This is a genomic window from Wolbachia endosymbiont of Dactylopius coccus (genome assembly GCF_977011065.1).
The window spans coordinates 1199957-1219195 of the sequence record NZ_OZ347065.1; the positions used below are offsets into that span (position 1 = coordinate 1199957).

18 protein-coding genes and 5 pseudogenes are annotated in these 19239 nt (G+C 35.6%); 8 read left to right on the forward strand and 15 right to left on the reverse strand.

What is annotated here, in order from left to right:
* Window positions 1-28: 28 nt before the first annotated feature.
* Window positions 29-976, reverse strand: a complete 948-nt coding sequence (hemH, locus tag ACWHVF_RS06430; RefSeq protein ID WP_064125527.1) for a ferrochelatase — start codon at window positions 974-976, stop codon at window positions 29-31.
* Between the two features lie 8 nt (window positions 977-984).
* Between hemH and ACWHVF_RS06435 the strand changes: the two genes are divergently transcribed.
* Window positions 985-1182, forward strand: a complete 198-nt coding sequence (locus ACWHVF_RS06435; protein ID WP_179945602.1) for a hypothetical protein — start codon at window positions 985-987, stop codon at window positions 1180-1182.
* 65 nt (window positions 1183-1247) lie between these two features.
* Here ACWHVF_RS06435 and ACWHVF_RS06440 read toward each other — a convergent pair whose 3' ends face one another.
* A complete protein-coding gene (locus ACWHVF_RS06440) occupies window positions 1248-2189 on the reverse strand; it encodes a hypothetical protein (protein ID WP_064125526.1) in 942 nt (313 codons plus the stop codon).
* Between the two features lie 113 nt (window positions 2190-2302).
* Between ACWHVF_RS06440 and ndk the strand changes: the two genes are divergently transcribed.
* Both ndk and ACWHVF_RS06450 read left to right on the forward strand, forming a co-directional pair.
* Window positions 2303-2722 carry a nucleoside-diphosphate kinase gene (gene ndk / locus ACWHVF_RS06445; protein ID WP_064125525.1) on the forward strand — a complete coding sequence of 140 codons (420 nt, stop codon included), beginning with the start codon at window positions 2303-2305 and terminating at the stop codon, window positions 2720-2722.
* A gap of 1044 nt (window positions 2723-3766) precedes the next feature.
* On the forward strand, window positions 3767-3889 hold the full coding sequence (locus tag ACWHVF_RS06450) for a hypothetical protein (RefSeq protein ID WP_447933308.1): 123 nt from the start codon (window positions 3767-3769) through the stop codon (window positions 3887-3889).
* Here the strand turns inward: ACWHVF_RS06450 and ACWHVF_RS06455 are convergent.
* Window positions 3846-4226: pseudogene (locus tag ACWHVF_RS06455) on the reverse strand (IS630 family transposase); the annotation flags it as partial. The gene ACWHVF_RS06450 and the pseudogene ACWHVF_RS06455 overlap by 44 nt on opposite strands.
* Window positions 4227-4233: 7 nt before the next feature.
* A pseudogene (locus ACWHVF_RS06460) lies at window positions 4234-4986 on the reverse strand (IS5 family transposase).
* An 80-nt stretch (window positions 4987-5066) separates the two neighbouring features.
* Between ACWHVF_RS06460 and ACWHVF_RS06465 the strand changes: the two are divergent.
* Window positions 5067-5438 (forward strand): annotated as a pseudogene (locus tag ACWHVF_RS06465) (IS630 family transposase); the annotation flags it as partial.
* On the opposite strand, the gene ACWHVF_RS06470 reads toward ACWHVF_RS06465, so the two are convergent.
* Together ACWHVF_RS06470 and ACWHVF_RS06475 are read right to left on the reverse strand one after the other, a co-directional pair.
* Window positions 5395-5517 carry a hypothetical protein gene (locus ACWHVF_RS06470; protein ID WP_447933308.1) on the reverse strand — a complete coding sequence of 41 codons (123 nt, stop codon included), beginning with the start codon at window positions 5515-5517 and terminating at the stop codon, window positions 5395-5397. The pseudogene ACWHVF_RS06465 and the gene ACWHVF_RS06470 overlap by 44 nt on opposite strands.
* A gap of 83 nt (window positions 5518-5600) precedes the next feature.
* Window positions 5601-5726: pseudogene (locus ACWHVF_RS06475) on the reverse strand (TrbC/VirB2 family protein); the annotation flags it as partial.
* Window positions 5727-5860: 134 nt separating this feature from the next.
* On the opposite strand from ACWHVF_RS06475, the gene ACWHVF_RS06480 reads away from it, so the two are divergent.
* On the forward strand, window positions 5861-6676 hold the full coding sequence (locus tag ACWHVF_RS06480; protein ID WP_064124736.1) for a YihY/virulence factor BrkB family protein: 816 nt from the start codon (window positions 5861-5863) through the stop codon (window positions 6674-6676).
* Complete coding sequence (locus ACWHVF_RS06485; protein ID WP_064124737.1) at window positions 6663-7436, forward strand: SDR family oxidoreductase; 774 nt, start codon at window positions 6663-6665, stop codon at window positions 7434-7436. The genes ACWHVF_RS06480 and ACWHVF_RS06485 overlap by 14 nt, the downstream gene beginning before the upstream one ends.
* A gap of 117 nt (window positions 7437-7553) precedes the next feature.
* Here the strand turns inward: ACWHVF_RS06485 and ACWHVF_RS06490 are convergent, their stop codons facing one another.
* Entirely contained in the window at window positions 7554-7724 is a 171-nt protein-coding gene (locus ACWHVF_RS06490; protein WP_447933264.1) for a WPE palindromic element domain-containing protein, read from the reverse strand.
* Window positions 7725-7866: 142 nt separating this feature from the next.
* On the opposite strand from ACWHVF_RS06490, the gene carB reads away from it, so the two are divergent.
* Both carB and ACWHVF_RS06500 read left to right on the forward strand, forming a co-directional pair.
* The gene (gene carB, locus ACWHVF_RS06495) at window positions 7867-11094 is read left to right on the forward strand and encodes a carbamoyl-phosphate synthase large subunit (protein WP_447933265.1); all 3228 of its coding nucleotides are present in this window, start codon (window positions 7867-7869) and stop codon (window positions 11092-11094) included.
* A 130-nt stretch (window positions 11095-11224) separates the two neighbouring features.
* On the forward strand, window positions 11225-12667 hold the full coding sequence (locus ACWHVF_RS06500) for a hypothetical protein (RefSeq protein ID WP_064125342.1): 1443 nt from the start codon (window positions 11225-11227) through the stop codon (window positions 12665-12667).
* Window positions 12668-12791: 124 nt separating this feature from the next.
* On the opposite strand, the gene ACWHVF_RS06505 is transcribed toward ACWHVF_RS06500, so the two are convergent.
* The 8 genes and pseudogenes from ACWHVF_RS06505 to ACWHVF_RS06540 form a co-directional block, all read right to left on the reverse strand.
* Entirely contained in the window at window positions 12792-12929 is a 138-nt protein-coding gene (locus tag ACWHVF_RS06505; RefSeq protein WP_179945590.1) for a hypothetical protein, read from the reverse strand.
* Between the two features lie 194 nt (window positions 12930-13123).
* Complete coding sequence (locus tag ACWHVF_RS06510; RefSeq protein ID WP_064125343.1) at window positions 13124-13930, reverse strand: SDR family oxidoreductase; 807 nt, start codon at window positions 13928-13930, stop codon at window positions 13124-13126.
* A 5-nt stretch (window positions 13931-13935) separates the two neighbouring features.
* On the reverse strand, window positions 13936-14580 hold the full coding sequence (locus ACWHVF_RS06515; RefSeq protein ID WP_064125349.1) for an alpha/beta hydrolase: 645 nt from the start codon (window positions 14578-14580) through the stop codon (window positions 13936-13938).
* 298 nt (window positions 14581-14878) lie between these two features.
* The gene (folD, locus tag ACWHVF_RS06520) at window positions 14879-15757 is read right to left on the reverse strand and encodes a bifunctional methylenetetrahydrofolate dehydrogenase/methenyltetrahydrofolate cyclohydrolase FolD (protein ID WP_064125344.1); all 879 of its coding nucleotides are present in this window, start codon (window positions 15755-15757) and stop codon (window positions 14879-14881) included.
* Entirely contained in the window at window positions 15741-16397 is a 657-nt protein-coding gene (locus ACWHVF_RS06525) for a UbiX family flavin prenyltransferase (RefSeq protein WP_064125345.1), read from the reverse strand. The genes folD and ACWHVF_RS06525 overlap by 17 nt, the downstream gene beginning before the upstream one ends.
* Window positions 16390-16656 carry a DUF2312 domain-containing protein gene (locus ACWHVF_RS06530; RefSeq protein ID WP_064125346.1) on the reverse strand — a complete coding sequence of 89 codons (267 nt, stop codon included), beginning with the start codon at window positions 16654-16656 and terminating at the stop codon, window positions 16390-16392. Before ACWHVF_RS06530 ends, ACWHVF_RS06525 begins: the two co-directional genes overlap by 8 nt.
* 13 nt (window positions 16657-16669) lie before the next feature.
* Window positions 16670-17952, reverse strand: a pseudogene (locus ACWHVF_RS06535) (HlyC/CorC family transporter).
* Between the two features lie 88 nt (window positions 17953-18040).
* A complete protein-coding gene (locus ACWHVF_RS06540; protein ID WP_064125348.1) occupies window positions 18041-19219 on the reverse strand; it encodes an aspartate aminotransferase family protein in 1179 nt (392 codons plus the stop codon).
* Window positions 19220-19239: the final 20 nt, after the last annotated feature.

Sequence of the window (19239 nt, forward strand, 5' to 3'; positions counted from 1 at the left end):
TTAAAGAAAAGTCCTATAAATCAGGACTTTAAGGGGGATTTATGCACAAATCGGCCAAGCATTTTATAAACAAGGGATCGGTACTGAGAGTTGGCACGCGAAAGTAATATCCATCCTTGATAATTGCTTTATATTCTATATCAAGTTCAACTAGAGTTTCTGAATGCTCAGAAACAAAAGATATAGGTGATAGAACTACAGGTACACCATCAGCTTTTGCGCGTAATAGCTCACTTTCAGTGCTTGGCTCTAGCCATTTTACAGGACCAATCTTACTCTGATAACATATTGACCAATCTAAGTTATTAATAGCTAACTTTTCTACTATTAACTCTACACTTCTTTCTACCTGTGAAGCGTAAGGGTCGCCCTTTTTAATGATACTAAGAGGTAAGCTATGGGCTGAAAATAGGACTCTTGGTTTACCGATTTTGCTAGCCAATTTATAGTACTTAGCTATCAGATTAGCGTGAGCTTCAATAAAATCTTGGTTATCATAATAACGGTGAATCATTTTTGTATTGCATTTTAGGCCATACCGTTTAGCATTTTTTTGCCAATTCTCGATGGATGACAGAGTTGTGGTAGTTGAATATTGTGGATACAGTGGCAACAGAATTACTTCATCAGGATCAAATTGTTTTACACTTTTAACAACTTCGTCGGCAAAAGGGTGCCAGTAGCGCATGCAGATGAATACCTTGTATACATGGTTTCTATCTTCATTTAATTTTAGTTCTAAAGCATTAACCTGTGCTTTCGTATTATCCAAAATCGGCGATTTACCTCCAATTTGCTCATATATTTCTCGTGCAGTATTTTCTCGTTTCGCAGATATAAACTTTGCTAAAAGAAACCGAAAAGGGTTTGGTAGACTTATTATTCTTCTATCATAAAAAAGGTTGAATAAAAAAGGACGAACCGCATTCAGCGAGTCAGGTCCGCCAAGATTAAATAAGATAACTGCCTTTTTCATTTGGTCTTTTGCAAATAATTGTTAAAACTGCAAGATTACTTTTTGCCGTCGTTCCAGCGCGTGATGCACAACAACATTGTGATTTGAGGGCTATTTCTACTAAGATGGTGTCATCCCAGTGCTCCGACACTGGGATCCAGGATTTTACTAAATTGGTAAGTATAAAAGTGTTATGTGAAAACAACGTCTTCGATGAAATTGTGTGAAAGTGCCGTATTCCAGACTGGAATGACAAAATGGAATACACTTAAATAACAGAAAAGAGGCACATTCAGGCTCCGCAACAAGTTGCTTTTGGGGTGCCTATAAACTCAGCTATAGGCTCATCAAATTTAGTTATAGGCACTAAATTTCTTACACTGGCATACAATAAATGGCCTGATCTCTGCAGGTTACTCTTGGTGGATGTGAAGCTCCAATCGAAAAATGTATCGACAAAAAGACTTGGTACCGTTTCAAGAAGTTCAACAGCAGCTAAAGATAACATTATACAGCTTTGCAGGACCTTCAGAAGAGCCTTGAGGGGAAAAAGTAAAACTTTAACGAAAAGAGAGGTGCTACTTGTTTCATCCAGTAGTCGCCCTGAGTTAGGCGAATTATACTCGGTGTGTTTTCTATTTTGATCAAAGATAGGAAATTTTATAGTATCTTTCTTAAATTCCGCGTCTATTTCTTCTCTACTGTGGTCAGTAATTTTTTCTAGTAACCACTCACGCCCATGCCAAGTTCTTACAACAAAACATGTAGCAACCATCAACGCAGCGCATATAAGTGCGCATTGCATGAGGCTCATACTGCCTAGCATAGCTGGCAGCGCAAAACAAACAAATGGCACTATGATAGCCATTTCAAGCAATGGAATAGTATTCCTTTTCATTGCAAAGGCAGCAGTATCTCTTAAAAATTTGTGTTGCTGGTTAAAGTTTTTTTCTTTTTGCTCTATTTCTTGTGTAGCAAAATTGCCATCTGTATCCTCAGCAAGTGCAAGCTTGGAAGCCTGTATGTTGTTACATCTTTCAATATTTTCCTTTTGTTGTACATGAGCAGATGAAGTGCATTTATATATGCTATATTCCAAATAACTTAAAAAGGCCAAATTAAAAGTTAAAAACCCTTTTGTTCCACAAAAAATTGACGATTTCAAGTTATTGATCAATTTTTTAGCAGTAAATTCAGCTTGTTTGGTAGTGTTATTTTTACAACATTCACCCATACAATACCTCCTTGATGGTTTATTCTTAACTATAAATAAAAAACTACTTTTATCAAATCAAAATTTGCAATAAAATGAATCCATAAATATACAATCTTATATAAGGAAATAATATGGCAATTGAGAAGACACTTTCGATATTAAAACCTGATGCAGTAAAAAATAATATTACAGGCAATATAAATTCCTACATCGAACAATCTGGGCTGAAAATCACAGCACAAAAAATGATGTTACTAACAAAAAAACAAGCAGAGCTGTTTTACGAAGTTCATAAAGATAGGTCTTTTTTTGGGGAATTGGTAGAGTTTATGACTTCTGGTCCTGTGGTAGTTCAAGTTTTAGTTGGTGAAAATGCAGTAAGTAAATACAGACAAATCATGGGAGCTACCGATCCAAAGCAGGCAGAGAAAGGTACAATCAGGGGTGATTTTGCTGATGATATTAGTGAAAATAGAGTTCACGGCTCGGATAGTCTAGAAAATGCTCGTAAGGAGATAGCTTTCTTTTTTGCTGAACGTGAGTTGGTGTAGTCAACTCAGATTTTCCTATATATAACTAAATTTTCTGGATCCTATGTCAAGCATACATCTGTACGAACGTTGTAATTAACAGGTGGCAAGTGACGTCATGCAAGTAGCTGACAACATAGAGACGAAAAAACCTACTTGACAAACTCCGCCAGCCCCCTTATCATGAAACTGAAGGTATTCAGTTATCTTCATCTGTGCAGATTAAACAGCAAGAAAACAACGTAGTTGGCGTCTTATTTTTAATTTTTTGCACTATGTGCACCTTATGTCTTCACAACATTTCTGGGTTTTTACCTATATAAGCTGAAACGCGCTTATAAGTCGTTTAAGACAGTATAGTACGCCAATTTGCAGGATTAGAGAGTGACAACTAGCTAACACGGGATTTCTTTGCCTTTTTTTCTGCTTAGTAAATTTCTTAAACATTTATGACTAAAGGTTAGTTGCATTAAAAAGCAGCTGAATCGCGGTTATTAAACGTTTAAAACATAAAAAAACGCCAATACTGAAAATAGACAATGACCAGGGCTTCTTTTGCCTTTTTTTTATTTGGTAAATTTCTTAAATATTTATGGCTAAAGTAACTTAGGTTCACCGACAACCGTCATCCCGCTACGTGTTAGCGGGATCTATGTTAAGAGATACCGCGGCGGTATGACGTAGGGCTACAGGTGTCATCCCAGTGCCTAGTAGTAGGTTTCTTTGCTTCCTGGTTAGCAGAATTTGTTTTGAATTCAGCTATCATGAGCATTTATATTAGAAATGGAAAAGAGTTTAATAATCAGACTAATATTTCATTATTGTTTAACTTTGACCAAGAATGCAAAGATTTTTAAGAAAGCGATAGGACTAAATTAAAGTGGCTAAAAAATTCATTTATTTTGAGCAACATAATCTGTACATATTTAATGTTTTCCGGTGTGGGATTAGATTTAGTTGCCAACGGCTTTGGTATAACTAATACCAATTCCCATTACACGGCAAACAGATGGACAACAATGGAAGAAAAGCCATAATGAAGTAAGTAAAATAGTTGAGGTATAAATGGCATTAAGATCAAAATTATTGGATGAAAAAGTAGTAGAATCAGCAAAAGAAATGCTGAAGAAAGTAATACCAATTCTCATTGTTGGTCATTCAAATAGGATACATAGCAGAGTTGTTTAATTGTGGAGTAGGTAAGAGAAGTAATAAATTTACACAAAGCACTCTCAAGCAAAGCAATAGTATCGTATATTTTATTGCGCAAAATGTTCTGTTTTACATACAACCAAAGCCTCTCAACTGGATTGAGTTCAGGTGAGTATGGTGGTAGGTATATAATCTCAATATTTTTAGGTACCTTTAAACTTTTCGACTTATGCCAACTAGCACAATCCATAACAAGAAAGGCTTCTCGTGGTCCCAAATATTGAGACATTTGCTCAAGAAATATATTCATACAATCAGTGTTGACATTCGGTGCAAACAAGCTAGAATTCTCCCCATTTCTAGGCTCTGTGGACAAAATTTTAGAGAAGCCATATGAGAGCTCCAACAAAATTTAGAAATCCCATGTAAACCTCTGCGGTCTTGTCAAATCTGGAAAAAATGCGCCTAAAATTTTTAATTTTACCGAAAAAGCACTCAATCAAATGACGTTCTTTATAAATATGCTCATCATAGTATCTTTGCACTTTTCGATTCCTTTTTGATGGAATTACGATTTCACATTTCCTGTTTTCAAGGCTGACCACAAAAGCATTGCTGTCATAACCCTTATCAGCTACTACAATGGAGTTATAGACATTTTTTGTTAATACTTCAGCTTGTGTAATTTCATTCCTCTGGCCAGGAGTAAGTATAAATTTTAAAGGATTTCCCAATGCATCAACAAGTGCATGAATTTTAGTCGTAAAGCCACCTTTACTTCGCCCTAAAGCCTCTTGATCCTTCGAATCTTTTGTATATCCAGCCGAACATGGATGGGCTCTAATGATCGTACCGTCGATTATGACGGCTTCTAAATCTGGCTCTTGTTTTGTGTACTCCAATAAATTTTTCCAAATACCCCTTTCGCACCATCTCTTAAATCGTTTGTGTATACTTCTGTAATTGCCATAGATTTTCGGCAAAAGTCGCTATTGGCAACCACTTTGCGCCATATACCACACTGCTTCTATGAATATTCTTAAACGTTTTTCGTCTTTACTATGCATTCCTTTTATGCCTTTTATGAATTCTAAAATTTGTTTCCAATTTCTTTCTTTTATATAATATTCCATTCGGTAGTTTCTCCATTTTTATGTTCATTTGGTTAAACTACCACTTTTTTTCTCCCTCTTCATATTTTTTGTCCACAGAGCCTAGAAATGGGGAGAATTCTAGCTTGTTTGCACCGAATGTCAACACTGATTGTATGAATATATTTCTTGAGCAAATGTCTCAATATTTGGGACCACGAGAAGCCTTTCTTGTTATGGATTGTGCTAGTTGGCATAAGTCGAAAAGTTTAAAGGTACCTAAAAATATTGAGATTATATACCTACCACCATACTCACCTGAACTCAATCCAGTTGAGAGGCTTTGGTTGTATGTAAAACAGAACATTTTGCGCAATAAAATATACGATACTATTGCTTTGCTTGAGAGTGCTTTGTGTAAATTTATTACTTCTCTTACCTACTCCACAATTAAACAACTCTGCTATGTATCCTATTTGAATGACCAACAATGAGAATTGGTATTACTTTCTTCAGCATTTCTTTTGCTGATTCTACTACTTTTTCATCCAATAATTTTGATCTTAATGCCATTTATACCTCAACTATTTTACTTACTTCATTATGGCTTTTCTTCCATTGTTGTCCATCTGTTTGCCGTGTAATGGGAATTGGTATAAGCTTTGAATATAGCCTACTATTTTGCATATTGTATTTGATGTTACATCATCACGAAGCCTGGCAGCAGCGGCATCAAACGTAAAGGAGAGAATTAACGCCACTAGTAGAAGAAAGTTTTTCATTACGCCTCCTCTCATCTCTGTTTTGTGCTAGATTATCTATCACTTTGATTAAATTTAAGTAAATGGTGAGGATTTTTTTGCTTAAAAGTATCCTTTATTTCATTTAGAATACTTTTCTTGTTCGTTTATATTACATGCTACAGAAATTTTACAGCATCGTTTATTGCCTTTATCGTGCTTTGATTGACACAATTTATAATGATGGAGTGGAGCACGCGGGGTATTTATCATTTTTAATTCTGTTATCAATATTCCCTTTTCTCATCGTTTTAATGGCTGTTGCGTCAACATTCGCAAGTTTCTTAGACCAGTATAACATTGGCTGGGTATTTATCATTGATAACATGCCACAGGATATTTTATCATCTTTGATGCCGCGTATCAGAGAGATAATATCAGGCCCGCCGCAAAGCTTACTAACTTTAGCAATTGTAGGCGCTGTTTGGACCGCCTCGTCAACAATTGAAGGGCTAAGAACAGTATTGAACAAAGCTTATAAAATTCCGGTTTCGCCGCCTTATATATGGAGAAGGGTACTCAGTATATTACAATTTTTAGTGATCACACTTATTATAACTCTAACTATAGTGTTCTCTACATTAGTGCCGATGCTAATTGATTTTTCCTATCAGGGGATTAGTTATACTAAATATCTCCTCATTGAATTTGTACTTTTCACAGTAGTCTCTTGGCTATATTTTATGTTGCCAAACATAAAACAAAACTTATCAGACGTCTTTCCTGGATCTTGTGTGGCTGTTATTCTTTGGACAATTTCTGCTTCAGCTTTCAAGCAATACTTAAAAGCTTCCTTTGATCAACTGAATTTGATATATGGAAGTTTAGGTGGTATGGTAGTGTCATTACTATTTTTTTATATGCTAAGTTTGATTTTTATATATGGAGCAAAATTTAATTTTCAGCTAAAATATTTCAATGAATCTCGCTAAGGAGAAAGAAATGAGTAAGTTAGAAGGTAAAGTAGCTTTAATCACCGGAGCTTCAGGTGAAATAGGCTCTGCTGTTGCAAAAAGGTTTGTAAGAGAAGGTGCATATGTGATTCTGATTTCAAGGTCTATCGATCACCTCAAGCCACTATATGATGAGATTGAAAAGTTTCAAGAGTTTAAAGAAGGTTCTGTAAAGCTGATACAGCTTGATCTTTTGGACTTTGAGAGTGTTAAAATATTAGGAAATATGATAGAAAGTCTGAAATTATCAGAATCTGGAGCACTTGATATATTAGTTGCGTGTGCTGGAATTTTAGGCAAATTGAACCCCATTCACGACTGTGAGATTGAAGAGCTCAAAAATGTAATGAATACAAATTTTACTGCCAATTGGTATTTACTAAAAAACTTAGATCCAATACTAAAAAAATCTGATGCTGGAAGAGCGATATTCATGACCTCAGAAGTGACACTTTCTCCTCCTTCTTATCCATATTGGATGCCGTATGCTGCAAGTAAAGCTGCACTTGAGATAATGGTGCAAATATATGCATCTGAAACAAAGCATACAAAATTATGTGTAAATGCTTTATATACGGAAGGATCTGTTGATAGTGGAATATATAAGCAGGCGTTTCCTGGAAAAGATACATCTGAATTGCTGTCACCTGATAAACTAACAGACAAATTTGTGGAGTTAGCTTCTGAAGATTGCAGCGCATCAGGACAAATCTTACCGCTCAGCAAATCTCCCGAATAAATTACCATAGTATCTGCAAAGATACCGTTAAGCCCACAACTGTATGAACATTGTGATTTGAGTCCACTAGGAAGGATGTCATCCCAGTGCCTCTATGGTGTCATTCCAGTCTGGAATCTAGTCTTTATTATGCAGCCACTTATTTAAAGTTAAGTTTTCTGGATCCCAGTGTCTGGGCACTGGGATGACACCTCTGGGCACTGCCGTCATAAAGGAACCAGTGTCAGCTACTTGAATGACATCATTTGCTGTGCAATTTACCTTCAAAAATGAATGTTTGTGTGTCAAGCACTGGAATCTGCCACGCAAATTGCAATGTTCGTACAGTTATGCGTCAAGCCTAAAAGTAATTAGCTAATAGGTTTAATAAAAATTCACATATACAGGAAAGATTGGTAACATTACTTGAATAGAGACCTTTATTGTAATTATGCCGAAACGCACAGATATAGAATCTATGTTAGTAATAGGAGCAGGCCCAATAGTTATAGGTCAGGCATGCGAGTTTGATTATTCCGGAACGCAAAGCTGTAAAGTATTAAAAAGTGAAGGTTATAAAGTCATTTTGGTTAACTCCAATCCTGCAACTATAATGACAGATCCTGAATTCTCTGATGCAACTTATATTGAGCCGGTACTGCCTGAAATCATAGAGAAAATTATAATTAAGGAGAGGCCAGACGCAATATTGCCAACAATGGGCGGGCAAACAGCACTCAATTGTGCAATAAAACTTGCAGATGATGGAGTGTTAGACAAATACAACGTAGAATTAATAGGGGTAAATAGAGAAGCAATAAAAAAAGCAGAGGATAGAGAGTTATTCCGTCAGTCCATGGATAGAATAGGACTGAAATACCCCAAAAGTATCATTATAAAAAATCAAGAACAAATAAAAAAGGCTTTGGACTACGTTGGATTACCAGCAATCATCCGTTCATCATTCACTCTTGGTGGCGCAGGTAGTGGCATAGCATATAATAAAGAGGAGTTTTTCAATATCGCAGAAAGTGCTCTCAAAATTTCGCCAATAAATGAAGTTCAGATAGATGAATCAATTATCGGCTGGAAAGAATATGAAATGGAAGTTATCCGTGATTGTAAAGATAACTGCATAATAGTCTGTTCGATAGAAAATATTGATCCAATGGGAGTGCACACTGGGGATAGTATCACGGTTGCTCCTGCTTTGACTCTGCGTGACGTAGAATACCAACAGATGAGAAATGCATCTATAGCAGTGCTGAGAGAAATTGATGTTAGCGCCGGTGGTGCAAATGTTCAGTTTGCAGTGAATCCTAAAGAAGATGGAAGCCTCGTTGTGATTGAAATGAATCCAAGGGTTTCTCGCTCTTCTGCACTTGCTTCAAAAGCAACAGGTTATCCTATTGCAAAAGTTGTAACTAAACTTGCTATTGGCTATTCGCTCGATGAAATACGTAACGACTGCGCTCCAATAATACCAGCAGCATTCGAACCAGTGATTGATTATATCGTCACTAAAATTCCTCGATTTGAATTTGAGAAGTTTAAGGGGACGAATTGTGAACTATCAACTTCCATGAAATCAGTGGGGGAAGTGATGTCTATAGGCCGCACTTTTAATGAGTCACTACAGAAAGCTTTCCGTTCACTTGAAACTGGTCTTACAGGACTTGATGAAGTGTTTTCTGAGAACATTGATATTGATCACGTAAAATCTCAATTAGCAAAATTGCTGCCAAACAGATTACTGATTGCTGCTGACGCAATGCGCCACGGAATTAGCATAGAAGAAATAAATTCGATTACAGGATATGACTTATGGTTTTTGCAGAATATACAGCAAATTATATTAGCTGAACAAAAAATCAAGGAAAATGGCCTTCCTGGAACTGCATATGAAATGTTAGAGCTGAAAAAAATGGGGTTTTCAGATGCAAGATTGGCAAAATTAAGCAATAAGAAAGTAGAGCAGATTGAAGCAATAAGAAAAAGATTTGGCATTAATCCAGTTTATAAACGCGTAGACACCTGTGCAGCTGAATTTGAATCGAGCACTGCTTATATGTATGGCTGCTATGAGGGTGATGTTGAAAATAAAACGGAATGTGAGGCGAATATTTCTGACTGGGAAAAGGTTGTCATTTTAGGAAGTGGTCCAAATCGCATTGGCCAAGGTATTGAGTTTGATTATGCATGCGTACATGCAGCTTCTGCCACCAAAGAAATGGGGTATGAAACAATAATGATTAACTGTAATCCAGAAACCGTTTCAACTGATTATGATACCGCTGATCGTTTATATTTTGCCCCACTGATTGCAGAGGATGTGCTTGAAATACTAAGCAAAGAGCAAGAAAATGGCACACTGGTTGGTGTAATAGTTCAAATAGGTGGTCAAACACCTTTAAAGTTAGCCAAAGTGCTTAACGAGAGAGGTTTCAAAATTCTGGGAACTTCGTTTGATTCTATTGATCTTGCAGAAGATCGCATGAGATTTAAAAACCTTGCTTTGCAACTTAATTTAAAACAACCTGAAAGTTCTATCTGCCATTCAGTAAAAGAAGCGTTAACCAACGCAGAAAAGGTGGGGTTTCCACTAGTAGTCAGGCCATCATATGTCCTCGGCGGTCAGTCTATGTCGATTAGACACGATACTCAGAGCTTTAAAGAGTATGTCTTGAATCAAACCAAAATTTTTGAACACGGGTCACTGCTTCTTGATAAATTTTTAGTCAATGCAGTTGAGGTTGACGTTGATGCTGTATGTGATGGGAAAAAAGTTTTCATTGCAGCGGTCATGGAGCACATTGAAGAAGCTGGTATCCACTCTGGCGATTCAACATGCTCAATACCGACAAATACATTGAGTGACGAAGTAATAAAAGAGATCAAGCTCCAAACTGAAAGAATAGCTCTTGCACTAGAAGTGAAAGGTCTGATAAACATTCAGTTTGCTGTTCAAGAGAGTGATGTATACATACTTGAAGTGAATTTAAGGGCTAGCCGTACAGTTCCTTTTATTTCCAAGGTAATCAATATTCCTATTGCAAAGCTTGCCACTCAGGTTATTTTGGGTAAAAAATTGAATCAGGAAAACAAGCCTTTCAATCATTTTGCAGTTAAAGCTGCTGTTTTTCCATTCACGCGTTTTTCGGGAATTGACACTCTACTTGGTCCTGAAATGAAATCAACAGGAGAAGTAATGGGAATTGACTCATCGTTTGAAGCTGCACTTGCAAAAACGCACATGGCTGCGGGATACAAGTTACCAATACAAGGAACAGCTCTGGTTTCAGTAAAAGATGATGATAAAGAGTATATATTGCCTGTTGTACGAATGTTGAAAGAACTGAGTTTTGAAATATATGCAACCAAAGGCACAGCTTTGTATCTGAATAACAACGGCATTGCTGCACAAGCTGTAAATAAAGTGAGAGAAGGCAGACCCCACATAGTTGATATGCTCAAAGATGGAAAAATAAATCTAGTGATCAATACCTCAAAAGGTGTGAAATCAGTCTCAGATAGCAAAGATATCAGGAGAACTGCTATTTTGCAAAATATAGCTTATAGCACCACAGCTTCTGGGAGTAAAGCGTTAGTGCTTGCAATTCAATATGTAAAGAATAGCAAATTGGAAGTGAAATCATTACAGCAGGTACAAAACGTTTAAATATCAAAACTAAAATAATTCATTCCTCTATCTCGAAATCGTGGTAGAGTAATGTAAGTCAAATTTCTTTACTGACTTGCCTATGTATTATAGTATTTATTAAAGAATTAATGGGTAATGGTTATATAACATGACTTATGAGATAAAAAAGCAACAAACAATAGACCAACAAATTCTTGAAAGTGATATAGAAGATCTGACGAAGTTCTCTCTTAATCAAGAGTATAACTTTGCCAAAAATGATTTGTCAAACAAAACAGATGAACACGAAAGTGATAATCGACTACAGAACTCTAGTGATCATGATTCAGATGATAGTTCCGCTGATGGTAATCAGACGCCTTATACTGAATCAAGTGATTGGGACTCAAATTCGAGCTGTAGTTCAGATTATTCTTGTTTTTTGGAAGAAAGCTCATTCTCAATGTTGCAAGAAATACCATTAACTGAAAATGAAGAGTGTCTGATTGGTAAATTTTGTAAGGAAATAAAAGGCAAAATAGAAGAAAATGAACGAGAGTATAAAACAAAGATATCTAAGCAGGAAAGTATAGAAAATTGGACAGAGGGTGCTTTAGAACGTATTAAAAGCGTAGTAGATAAATACTTAAAGAAAGGGATAAAGTTAAATTCACGTTGTAATAGCAGTGAAGAAACTGTAGTAAACTTAATATTTAATGAAATAGTAGGTGTTCTTGAAAGTACCACAAATACAACCTCTGGTGGTAGATCATCTAGGTTTGACCCTATAGACCTTCTAGATTATAGTAAGGATGAAGATGAAGCAACAAAAGATGAAAATATAAGCATTATACAAAGCATTGTTCGTGATTTATTGTTAAAGGGCGGGAAGGTAAAACGACATCTCTTCCATCATGATAGGATAGGACATGCAACTACTGCATTTGTAGATAATTCTTCTCTTCAGTTTGACGGGCATCTCTTTGCGGAATGTAAGGAAATTGAAAACGATTTAAAAAATGCAGCATATGAAAGTATTATAAACAAAAATAAGCAAACCCAAAAGGATGAATTAAAAGTAGAGATAGATAATGGATGTTTTTATATAAAATATCCACAAGATAGTACTGTTGAAGTTGCAAAAATCCTAAGCAATGAAAAGAATGAAGGTTTAAACTTAAGAGTTGGTATACTGCAAATTGGGAAAAGTATAGTAAGAGTTGAAAGCTACAACGGAAAAAGAAATTATCTGGATGTTTGTAAGCAAGGTGTAACATTATCTTTTGACAGTAAAGCAGAAAAAATCAGTATTCATCTAAATCCTAAGGAAAATAGTAATGAAATAGAAGTAAAGCTTGATGAAAGTAGTGAAGAAGTGTTTGAAAAATTAAAAAAAAGTGGATTAAGTTTAGGAGAAAACTGTCTTTTAGGAGGAAAAAGCGTTCTGGAAGCTATACAAGATGGAAATTTTGAAAGAAATAGAAGTATTATACCAACTAGCATAATTGAACAGCCAAATGCTGCAACGAATACTCCACAATCTTACCTAGAGAACATTTTCCTGAACGGACACAATGACAGAACTAAACGTATTGATTCAAGGCATGGCTAATGTGCAAATATTGAAGCAAAAGTGATCAGTGCTTGACACTGCTCTCCTTTGTCATCCCAGTGCCTTGACTACTTGGATCCAGGAATTTTATTAAGTTGGTGAGCATAAAAATAGCTGTTTTACATTAAAATACAATGTTTTTGATAATTATGGAAAGGCTGGATTCCAGTGTCAAGCACTGACCATTTGTTGTAAACTTACTTTTTTCTTGATTTTTTGGTTTATCTCGCCTACCTATTTTGCCACTTTGCTGAACGGACAATGGCGTCAACTTAAGGACACATTTTAGACTTCTTTGTTGAAATAAAACAGAAACAAAAGTGCTGTTTATTGCACTCTTTGGATAATTTAATGATAAAAAATTTAGAGAGAAATTTTATACACTATCGCTGATATTTTTCCTTAAGTTGACGCCATTGGCTGAACGGATACAACTAAACAATAGGTCTATCTACTTCATTCTGATGTGATTTCAGTTTTTTTTACATGCAAACTCTCTAATCCCACCTTATAGTTAGGATAAATTAGAGAGACATTAAGATCTTTTTTAATTTTAACATTACTTACTTTTTTTGATCCTAAATAAAAACTCTGTGCATAATCTAGTAACTCAATTGGCTCTGGAGGACTAACATTGAGAAGTTTGGCTGCATACATTATCACTTCAGATTGTGTAGTGGGTAAATCGTCTGCACAATTGTATATTTCACCAGGTTTTATGTTTTGCATGGAAGAAAATAGAATATTCGATATATCTTCAACGTGAATACGAGAAAAAAAATGCCCTTCTTTTTTCACATTTTTTGCTTTGCCAAGCTGTAAGTCAATTAACACGTTCCTACCAGGACCGTATATTCCAGCTAAACGAAAAATATGTACAGGCAGTTTGCTATTCAGCCACTTCTTTTCAGATCTAAGGCGCTTCTCTCCTCTGATTTCTATAGGTTTTGTTTCAGATTCCTCATTCACCCAATTACCAGAGTAATCACCATAAACGCTAGTTGCAGACAAATAACCAAACCATTTAACATTTTGCAGGCAATCACCATATCTCTCCATAACATCATCACCATCTGGAGGAATAGAAATTAAAACGTGCGTTGCGCTTTTAAGCAGATCTTGACTAACTTTCTCATAATTAAAGAGGATTACATTTTGTATATTTTTACTTCTTGATGTGCCACTGACTTTCCAACCTAAGTTCAGCAGTTTTTTCGATAAAAATTTAGCCACATATCCATAACCAAAGCAAAACAAGTGCATGAAAATTAATTTTTAAAATTCTTCTTGATAAATTCTACTCCTAATTTTATCCCCTCTTCATTAATAATATGCCCTAATGCATGAATTGGGTGCCCTTCAACATTTATTCCATTTTCTTTCAAAGCTTTAACCGCTAAGTCGAGGGACGAAAAAGGTACCACGTCGTCAGCATCACCATGGATAACACATATGTTAGGTTTTGACTTGATCTCTGGTGCAGTTTTTGAAGGTGAAAGAAACCTACCAGAGTATGCAACAACTGATGCACAGGATTGAGAGCGGGTGAGAGCTGTATGTATTGCAAGCATTGCTCCTTGAGAAAATCCAACCAAAGAAAGTTGCGTATCTTTTAAATTAAGCTCCTTTAATTTTGCATCAATGAAATGATTTACAATTGATGTAGCATTTTTTACTCCATTATATAGCGCTTCCTCACTACGATCTTCCAAGCTGAACCACTGATAACCATCACCTATTTCTCTTTCAAACGGAGCATTGGGTGCTACAAAATATGACTCGGGTAAAAACTTGCTCATAACTTTAGCAAGGTGAATGAAATTATCGCCACTTGAGCCCCAACCATGTAAAAAAATAATCAAATTTTTCTTATTTCCGCCTGAACAAATTTCTTGGCCTTTAAGTTCAATCATTTCTTTTCCTTTTGCATTTATATCTTTATTTAACACTAATTTTCAAATTTGTAAAAACATACTGTGATTGCTGTTGAATGATGGAGAGACATACTCCATTATTTTATACCTATAGCTAACTGAAAAAAGGTTACCTCAGAAGGGATAAAAAGGTATAAAATGGCTTTGGATAAGGTAGAATGATGATGATCCTAAATATTTAATAAATTTGACTACTGAGGAATTTCAAAAATCTCAATTTTTTATTAATTGTGAGATGTGGTACATTCTATCTTCATATAGCTTTCCTCTTCATACCTCAACTAATGAAATTAGAAGCATCAACTCCCTTCTGCAAGCAAGCAGCAATAACAGTATTTATCATTAGAAATGCAATTGTCATTGGGCCAACGCCCCCGGGTACTGGGGTCATAGCTTTGGCTCTCCCTTTTATTCCCTCAAAGTCAACATCACCTACAAGCTCTCCTACATTAACACTATTTATGCCAACATCGATCACTATTGCCCCTTTCTTTATCCAGTCTGCTTGAACAAAATTTGGCTTTCCGACTGCTGCAACTACTATATCCGCTTTAGAGCAATATTCAGCTAAATCTTTACTCTGTGAGTGCAAGATGGTAGCAGTGCAATTTTCCTGCAGCAATAGGTGAAACATTGGCTTGCCCACGATATTTGACCTACCAATCACCACTGCGTTTTTACCGGAAAGGTTCTCTTCAATTGATTTAATTAAATGCAAAGAACCTTTAGGAGTGCAAGGTATAAGGCAGTTTTTTTCACCTTTAACTAATCTACCAACGTTTTCATCGTGGAAGCCATCTACATCTTTTTCAATACTTACTGCGTTAATTACTCTGCTTGCACTAATATGATTTGGTAAAGGCAACTGTACTAAAATGCCATGCACAGATCGATCTTCATTTAACTCATTGATTTTTTCAATCAATTCATCTTCTGAAATATTATTAGGCAAAACAATGGTCTCAGAACTTATGCCTATTGATTCTGCTTTTTTCTGTTTGTTGCGAACATAAACCTGACTTGCTGGATTGCTGCCCACGAGAATTACTTTCAGGCAAGGAAAAATGTTATACTCTCTCTTTAAAATATCAATTTTTTGTGATAGCCTCTCACATAGGTCGTTTGCTATTTTTTTACCATCAATAATAATTGTCACTTCCTTGCCACTCCTTAAAGTCAGGTAATTTGATATCAAATAAATCCAATACTTTGCCAACAGAATGATTAATAATATCATCCAACGATTTCGGTTTAATATAAAAAGCTGGCACTGGTGGAGCAATTATTGCTCCCATCTCCGTTAATTTTAACATATTTTGTAAATGTCCAAGATGTAGTGGTGACTCTCGCACCATAAGAATTAATTTTCTTCTTTCTTTTAGTGTTACATCTGCAGCCCTTGTCAATAGATTGGAAGTAACACCTGATGCAATTTCAGACATTGTCTTCATAGAGCATGGTGCTACAATCATTCCTGAGGTTTTAAATGAGCCACTTGCTATTTTTTCTCCTATTTTTTCTTCAGAATAGTAAAAATCTGCAAGTGATGTAATATCTTCAAGTTTTTCTTTAATCTCATGAGCTAGAGTTATTTTTCCAGCACGACTTATCACTAAATGAGTTTCATAACCAAATTTGCAGCGCGTGAAGCTGGAATCTATATTTCTTTTTCCTTGGATCCCAGTGTCAGCTACTTGGACAAGAGATCTATTAATATTCCTTAACGCCTCTAAAATACGTACACCGTAAATAGAACCAGATGCTCCACTTATTCCAATTACAATTCTGCTATTCACTTAACTCTTCTTCGTAGCTCATTCCCAATGCACGTTTATAGGTATCAAGCAATATTTCCTGTTCCTCTCTGTCATCATCATCCATCTTCCTCAGCCTAATAATTTGTTTCATCACTTTTATATCCCAACCTTCATCTGCGGCTTTTACATATACATCACGAATGTGATCTTGCACATCCCTCTTTTCTTGTTCAAGTTTTTCGATTCTCTCTATGTAACCCTTCAACTCTTCAGCCGTTATTTTTACTGTATCTTCCATGAAACTCCACCAATTAATTGCTGCTACTAGTATTACCAGTTTTTACTCGCACTTCAACAACATAATAATATTTTTATCTTTTTTTAAAATCTTAAAGCGAAAACCATACATGGAAAACTCCTCGCCTTCGTCAGGAATGCGCTCTATTTCATTCACAATCATACCTGCTAGAGTTGTAGCTTCTTTACTAGGGAGATTCCAGTGTAACTGCCTGTTAATATCTCTAATCGTGGATTCTCCTTCTATATAATACACATTGTCAGACATCTTCTTTATAAAATTCTCCGTAATCAAATCATGCTCATCGGAAATTTCTCCAACTATTTCTTCTAATATATCCTCAAGAGTTACAATTCCTTGCAATGCTCCATATTCATCAACAACAAGTGCAAAGTGTTTCCTATTCTTACGGAAATTGTGAAGTTGTACACTAAGCGGCGTACTTTCTGGTATGAACCAAGGCTTTGACATAACTTGGGTAATGTCAACTTCTTCCGCTTTATTATTCTTTTCACGCAAGGCATTTATTAGACCCTTCACGTGAATTACACCGATAATATCATCTGGTTCTTTTTGCCATAAAGGTATCCTACTATGACTGCTAGTTAAAATTTCCCTTATTAACTCTTCTTTACTTCGATTTATATCAAGAGAAAATAAATTTCTTCTATGGGTCATAATTTGTGATATTTCTGTCTCAGCCAAATCAAGTATGCTGCTTAGCATATCTAAATCCTGTTGTAACATAGTTCCTTCACTGCGGTGAAGAGTAATCATATTACGCATTGCATCCGCTGCAGATATTACTTCCTTATCTTTATGCAGCCCACATAATTTCAGGATGAGGTTAACAATAAATTGAATACCTAGCGTCAATGGAGAAAAAATCTTTACAAAAAACAATACAAAATAAGCAGAAAATGATGCAAATTTTTCAGGATTTTTAATAGCATAAGTTTTTGGTAGAACTTCGCAGAATAATAAAATACAAAATGTCATTATAATTGTTGATAGGAGAATGCCCTCATTTCCAAAAAGATTGATAAATATTGCTGTAAATAAAGCAGAGCAAGTAATATTAATAATTGTATTGCCGAGCAATACCGTTCCTATTGTCAATTCTTTCTTATTTAATAAGCGGTCTATTATCCTGGCTCTTTTGTTACCGTCTAGCTTTAGCTTATTAACTCGAGAACGGCTAATTGAGGTTAAGCCTATTTCTGCTCCTGAAAACAAAAACGATAAAATTAACAAAATAAAAATTGCTGATGATACTAAGACCAATAACCAATCCATTAAAGTACGATGTTATTGTGATAAAAAATAAAATTAATTTTACATGTTATGAGAGGTATTTGCAAGCCTGAATTTATATTGCCAAATTTTATATATCTTTAATCTTAAAAAACAAATCATAAAGCATATTACACGCTGCGTTCACATGCTCATCCTCAATGATAAGTGGTGGGGTTATCCTTACTACTTTGTTGTTTAAAACCTTAGTTATTATTAAACCTTTATCAAGAGATCGACTAATAATTTTATCAGCTACAGGAGTTGCTAGTTCTATTCCCATTAGTAACCCTTCTCCACGAACTTCTGAAATCATCTCAGGAAATTCTTTAGCTAAAGGCAACAGCTTCTCTTTTAAATATTTACTAATTCTCTTAACATGATCAAAAAAGCCTTCTTTCAGCATTATATCGAGCACTGCATTACCAACAGTCATGGCAAGTGGATTGCCACCATAGGTTGATCCATGAGTTCCTGGAGTGATTGCTTCTGCTATGTAATCTTTTACTAAACATGCAGCTAGAGGAAACCCGTTACCCATGGCTTTTGCACAGGTTAGCATATCAGGTTCAATGCCGACATTTTGATAATAAAATAAAGAACCGATGCGTCCATATCCGCATTGCACTTCATCAAAGCACAAAATTATCCCTTGAGCTTTTGTTATTTTCCTTACTTTTTGAAGATATTCTACGTCTAGTGGATATACTCCGCCTTCGCTTTGTATGGGCTCTAAAAACACAGCAGCTGTTTCATCGCTGATTTTTTTCTCCAAAGCTTTAATGTCATTTCTTGGCACTTTATCAAAACCAGAAAGAAGCGGAGCAAAACCTTCGCGTGATTTTTCATTGCCTCCAGCAGAAATTGCAGCAATACTGCGGCCATGAAACCCTCCTTCAATTGTAACAATATGATTACGTTTTGCTTGCCCTTTTAAATAAAAGTAACGACGAATAAACTTAATTGCAGCTTCTGTTGCTTCAAGCCCACTTGAGCAGAAAAAAACTTTATCTGCAAAAGTAAGGGTTGTTAAACGGTCAGCAAGCCTTTCTTGCTCGGGAATAGTGAAAATGTTAGAGCAGTGCCATAGTGAGCTCAATTGCTCTTTCAGTTTGTCTGTAATGTATGGATGACAATGCCCTAAAGAAGTTGTAGAAATACCTGCAGCAAAATCTAAATATTTTTTACCATCTTTGTCAAAAAGATATGCCCCCTCTCCCCTAACTATAGGAGTGTCAAGTCTATTGTACGCACTAACAACATGATCCATTTTATAAGTATTGTGGTATT

What these genes read in the sequence shown, in the direction of transcription:
- hemH (WP_064125527.1), bottom strand. Translation starts at nt 976, where the DNA reads ATGAAAAAGGCAGTTATCTTATTTAATCTTGGCGGACCTGACTCGCTG.
- ACWHVF_RS06440 (WP_064125526.1), bottom strand. Translation starts at nt 2,189, where the DNA reads ATGGGTGAATGTTGTAAAAATAACACTACCAAACAAGCTGAATTTACT.
- ndk (WP_064125525.1), top strand. Translation starts at nt 2,303, where the DNA reads ATGGCAATTGAGAAGACACTTTCGATATTAAAACCTGATGCAGTAAAA.
- ACWHVF_RS06450 (WP_447933308.1), top strand. Translation starts at nt 3,767, where the DNA reads ATGGCATTAAGATCAAAATTATTGGATGAAAAAGTAGTAGAATCAGCA.
- ACWHVF_RS06470 (WP_447933308.1), bottom strand. Translation starts at nt 5,517, where the DNA reads ATGGCATTAAGATCAAAATTATTGGATGAAAAAGTAGTAGAATCAGCA.
- ACWHVF_RS06480 (WP_064124736.1), top strand. Translation starts at nt 5,861, where the DNA reads ATGCTACAGAAATTTTACAGCATCGTTTATTGCCTTTATCGTGCTTTG.
- ACWHVF_RS06485 (WP_064124737.1), top strand. Translation starts at nt 6,663, where the DNA reads ATGAATCTCGCTAAGGAGAAAGAAATGAGTAAGTTAGAAGGTAAAGTA.
- carB (WP_447933265.1), top strand. Translation starts at nt 7,867, where the DNA reads ATGCCGAAACGCACAGATATAGAATCTATGTTAGTAATAGGAGCAGGC.
- ACWHVF_RS06500 (WP_064125342.1), top strand. Translation starts at nt 11,225, where the DNA reads ATGACTTATGAGATAAAAAAGCAACAAACAATAGACCAACAAATTCTT.
- ACWHVF_RS06510 (WP_064125343.1), bottom strand. Translation starts at nt 13,930, where the DNA reads ATGCACTTGTTTTGCTTTGGTTATGGATATGTGGCTAAATTTTTATCG.
- ACWHVF_RS06515 (WP_064125349.1), bottom strand. Translation starts at nt 14,580, where the DNA reads ATGATTGAACTTAAAGGCCAAGAAATTTGTTCAGGCGGAAATAAGAAA.
- ACWHVF_RS06530 (WP_064125346.1), bottom strand. Translation starts at nt 16,656, where the DNA reads ATGGAAGATACAGTAAAAATAACGGCTGAAGAGTTGAAGGGTTACATA.
- ACWHVF_RS06540 (WP_064125348.1), bottom strand. Translation starts at nt 19,219, where the DNA reads ATGGATCATGTTGTTAGTGCGTACAATAGACTTGACACTCCTATAGTT.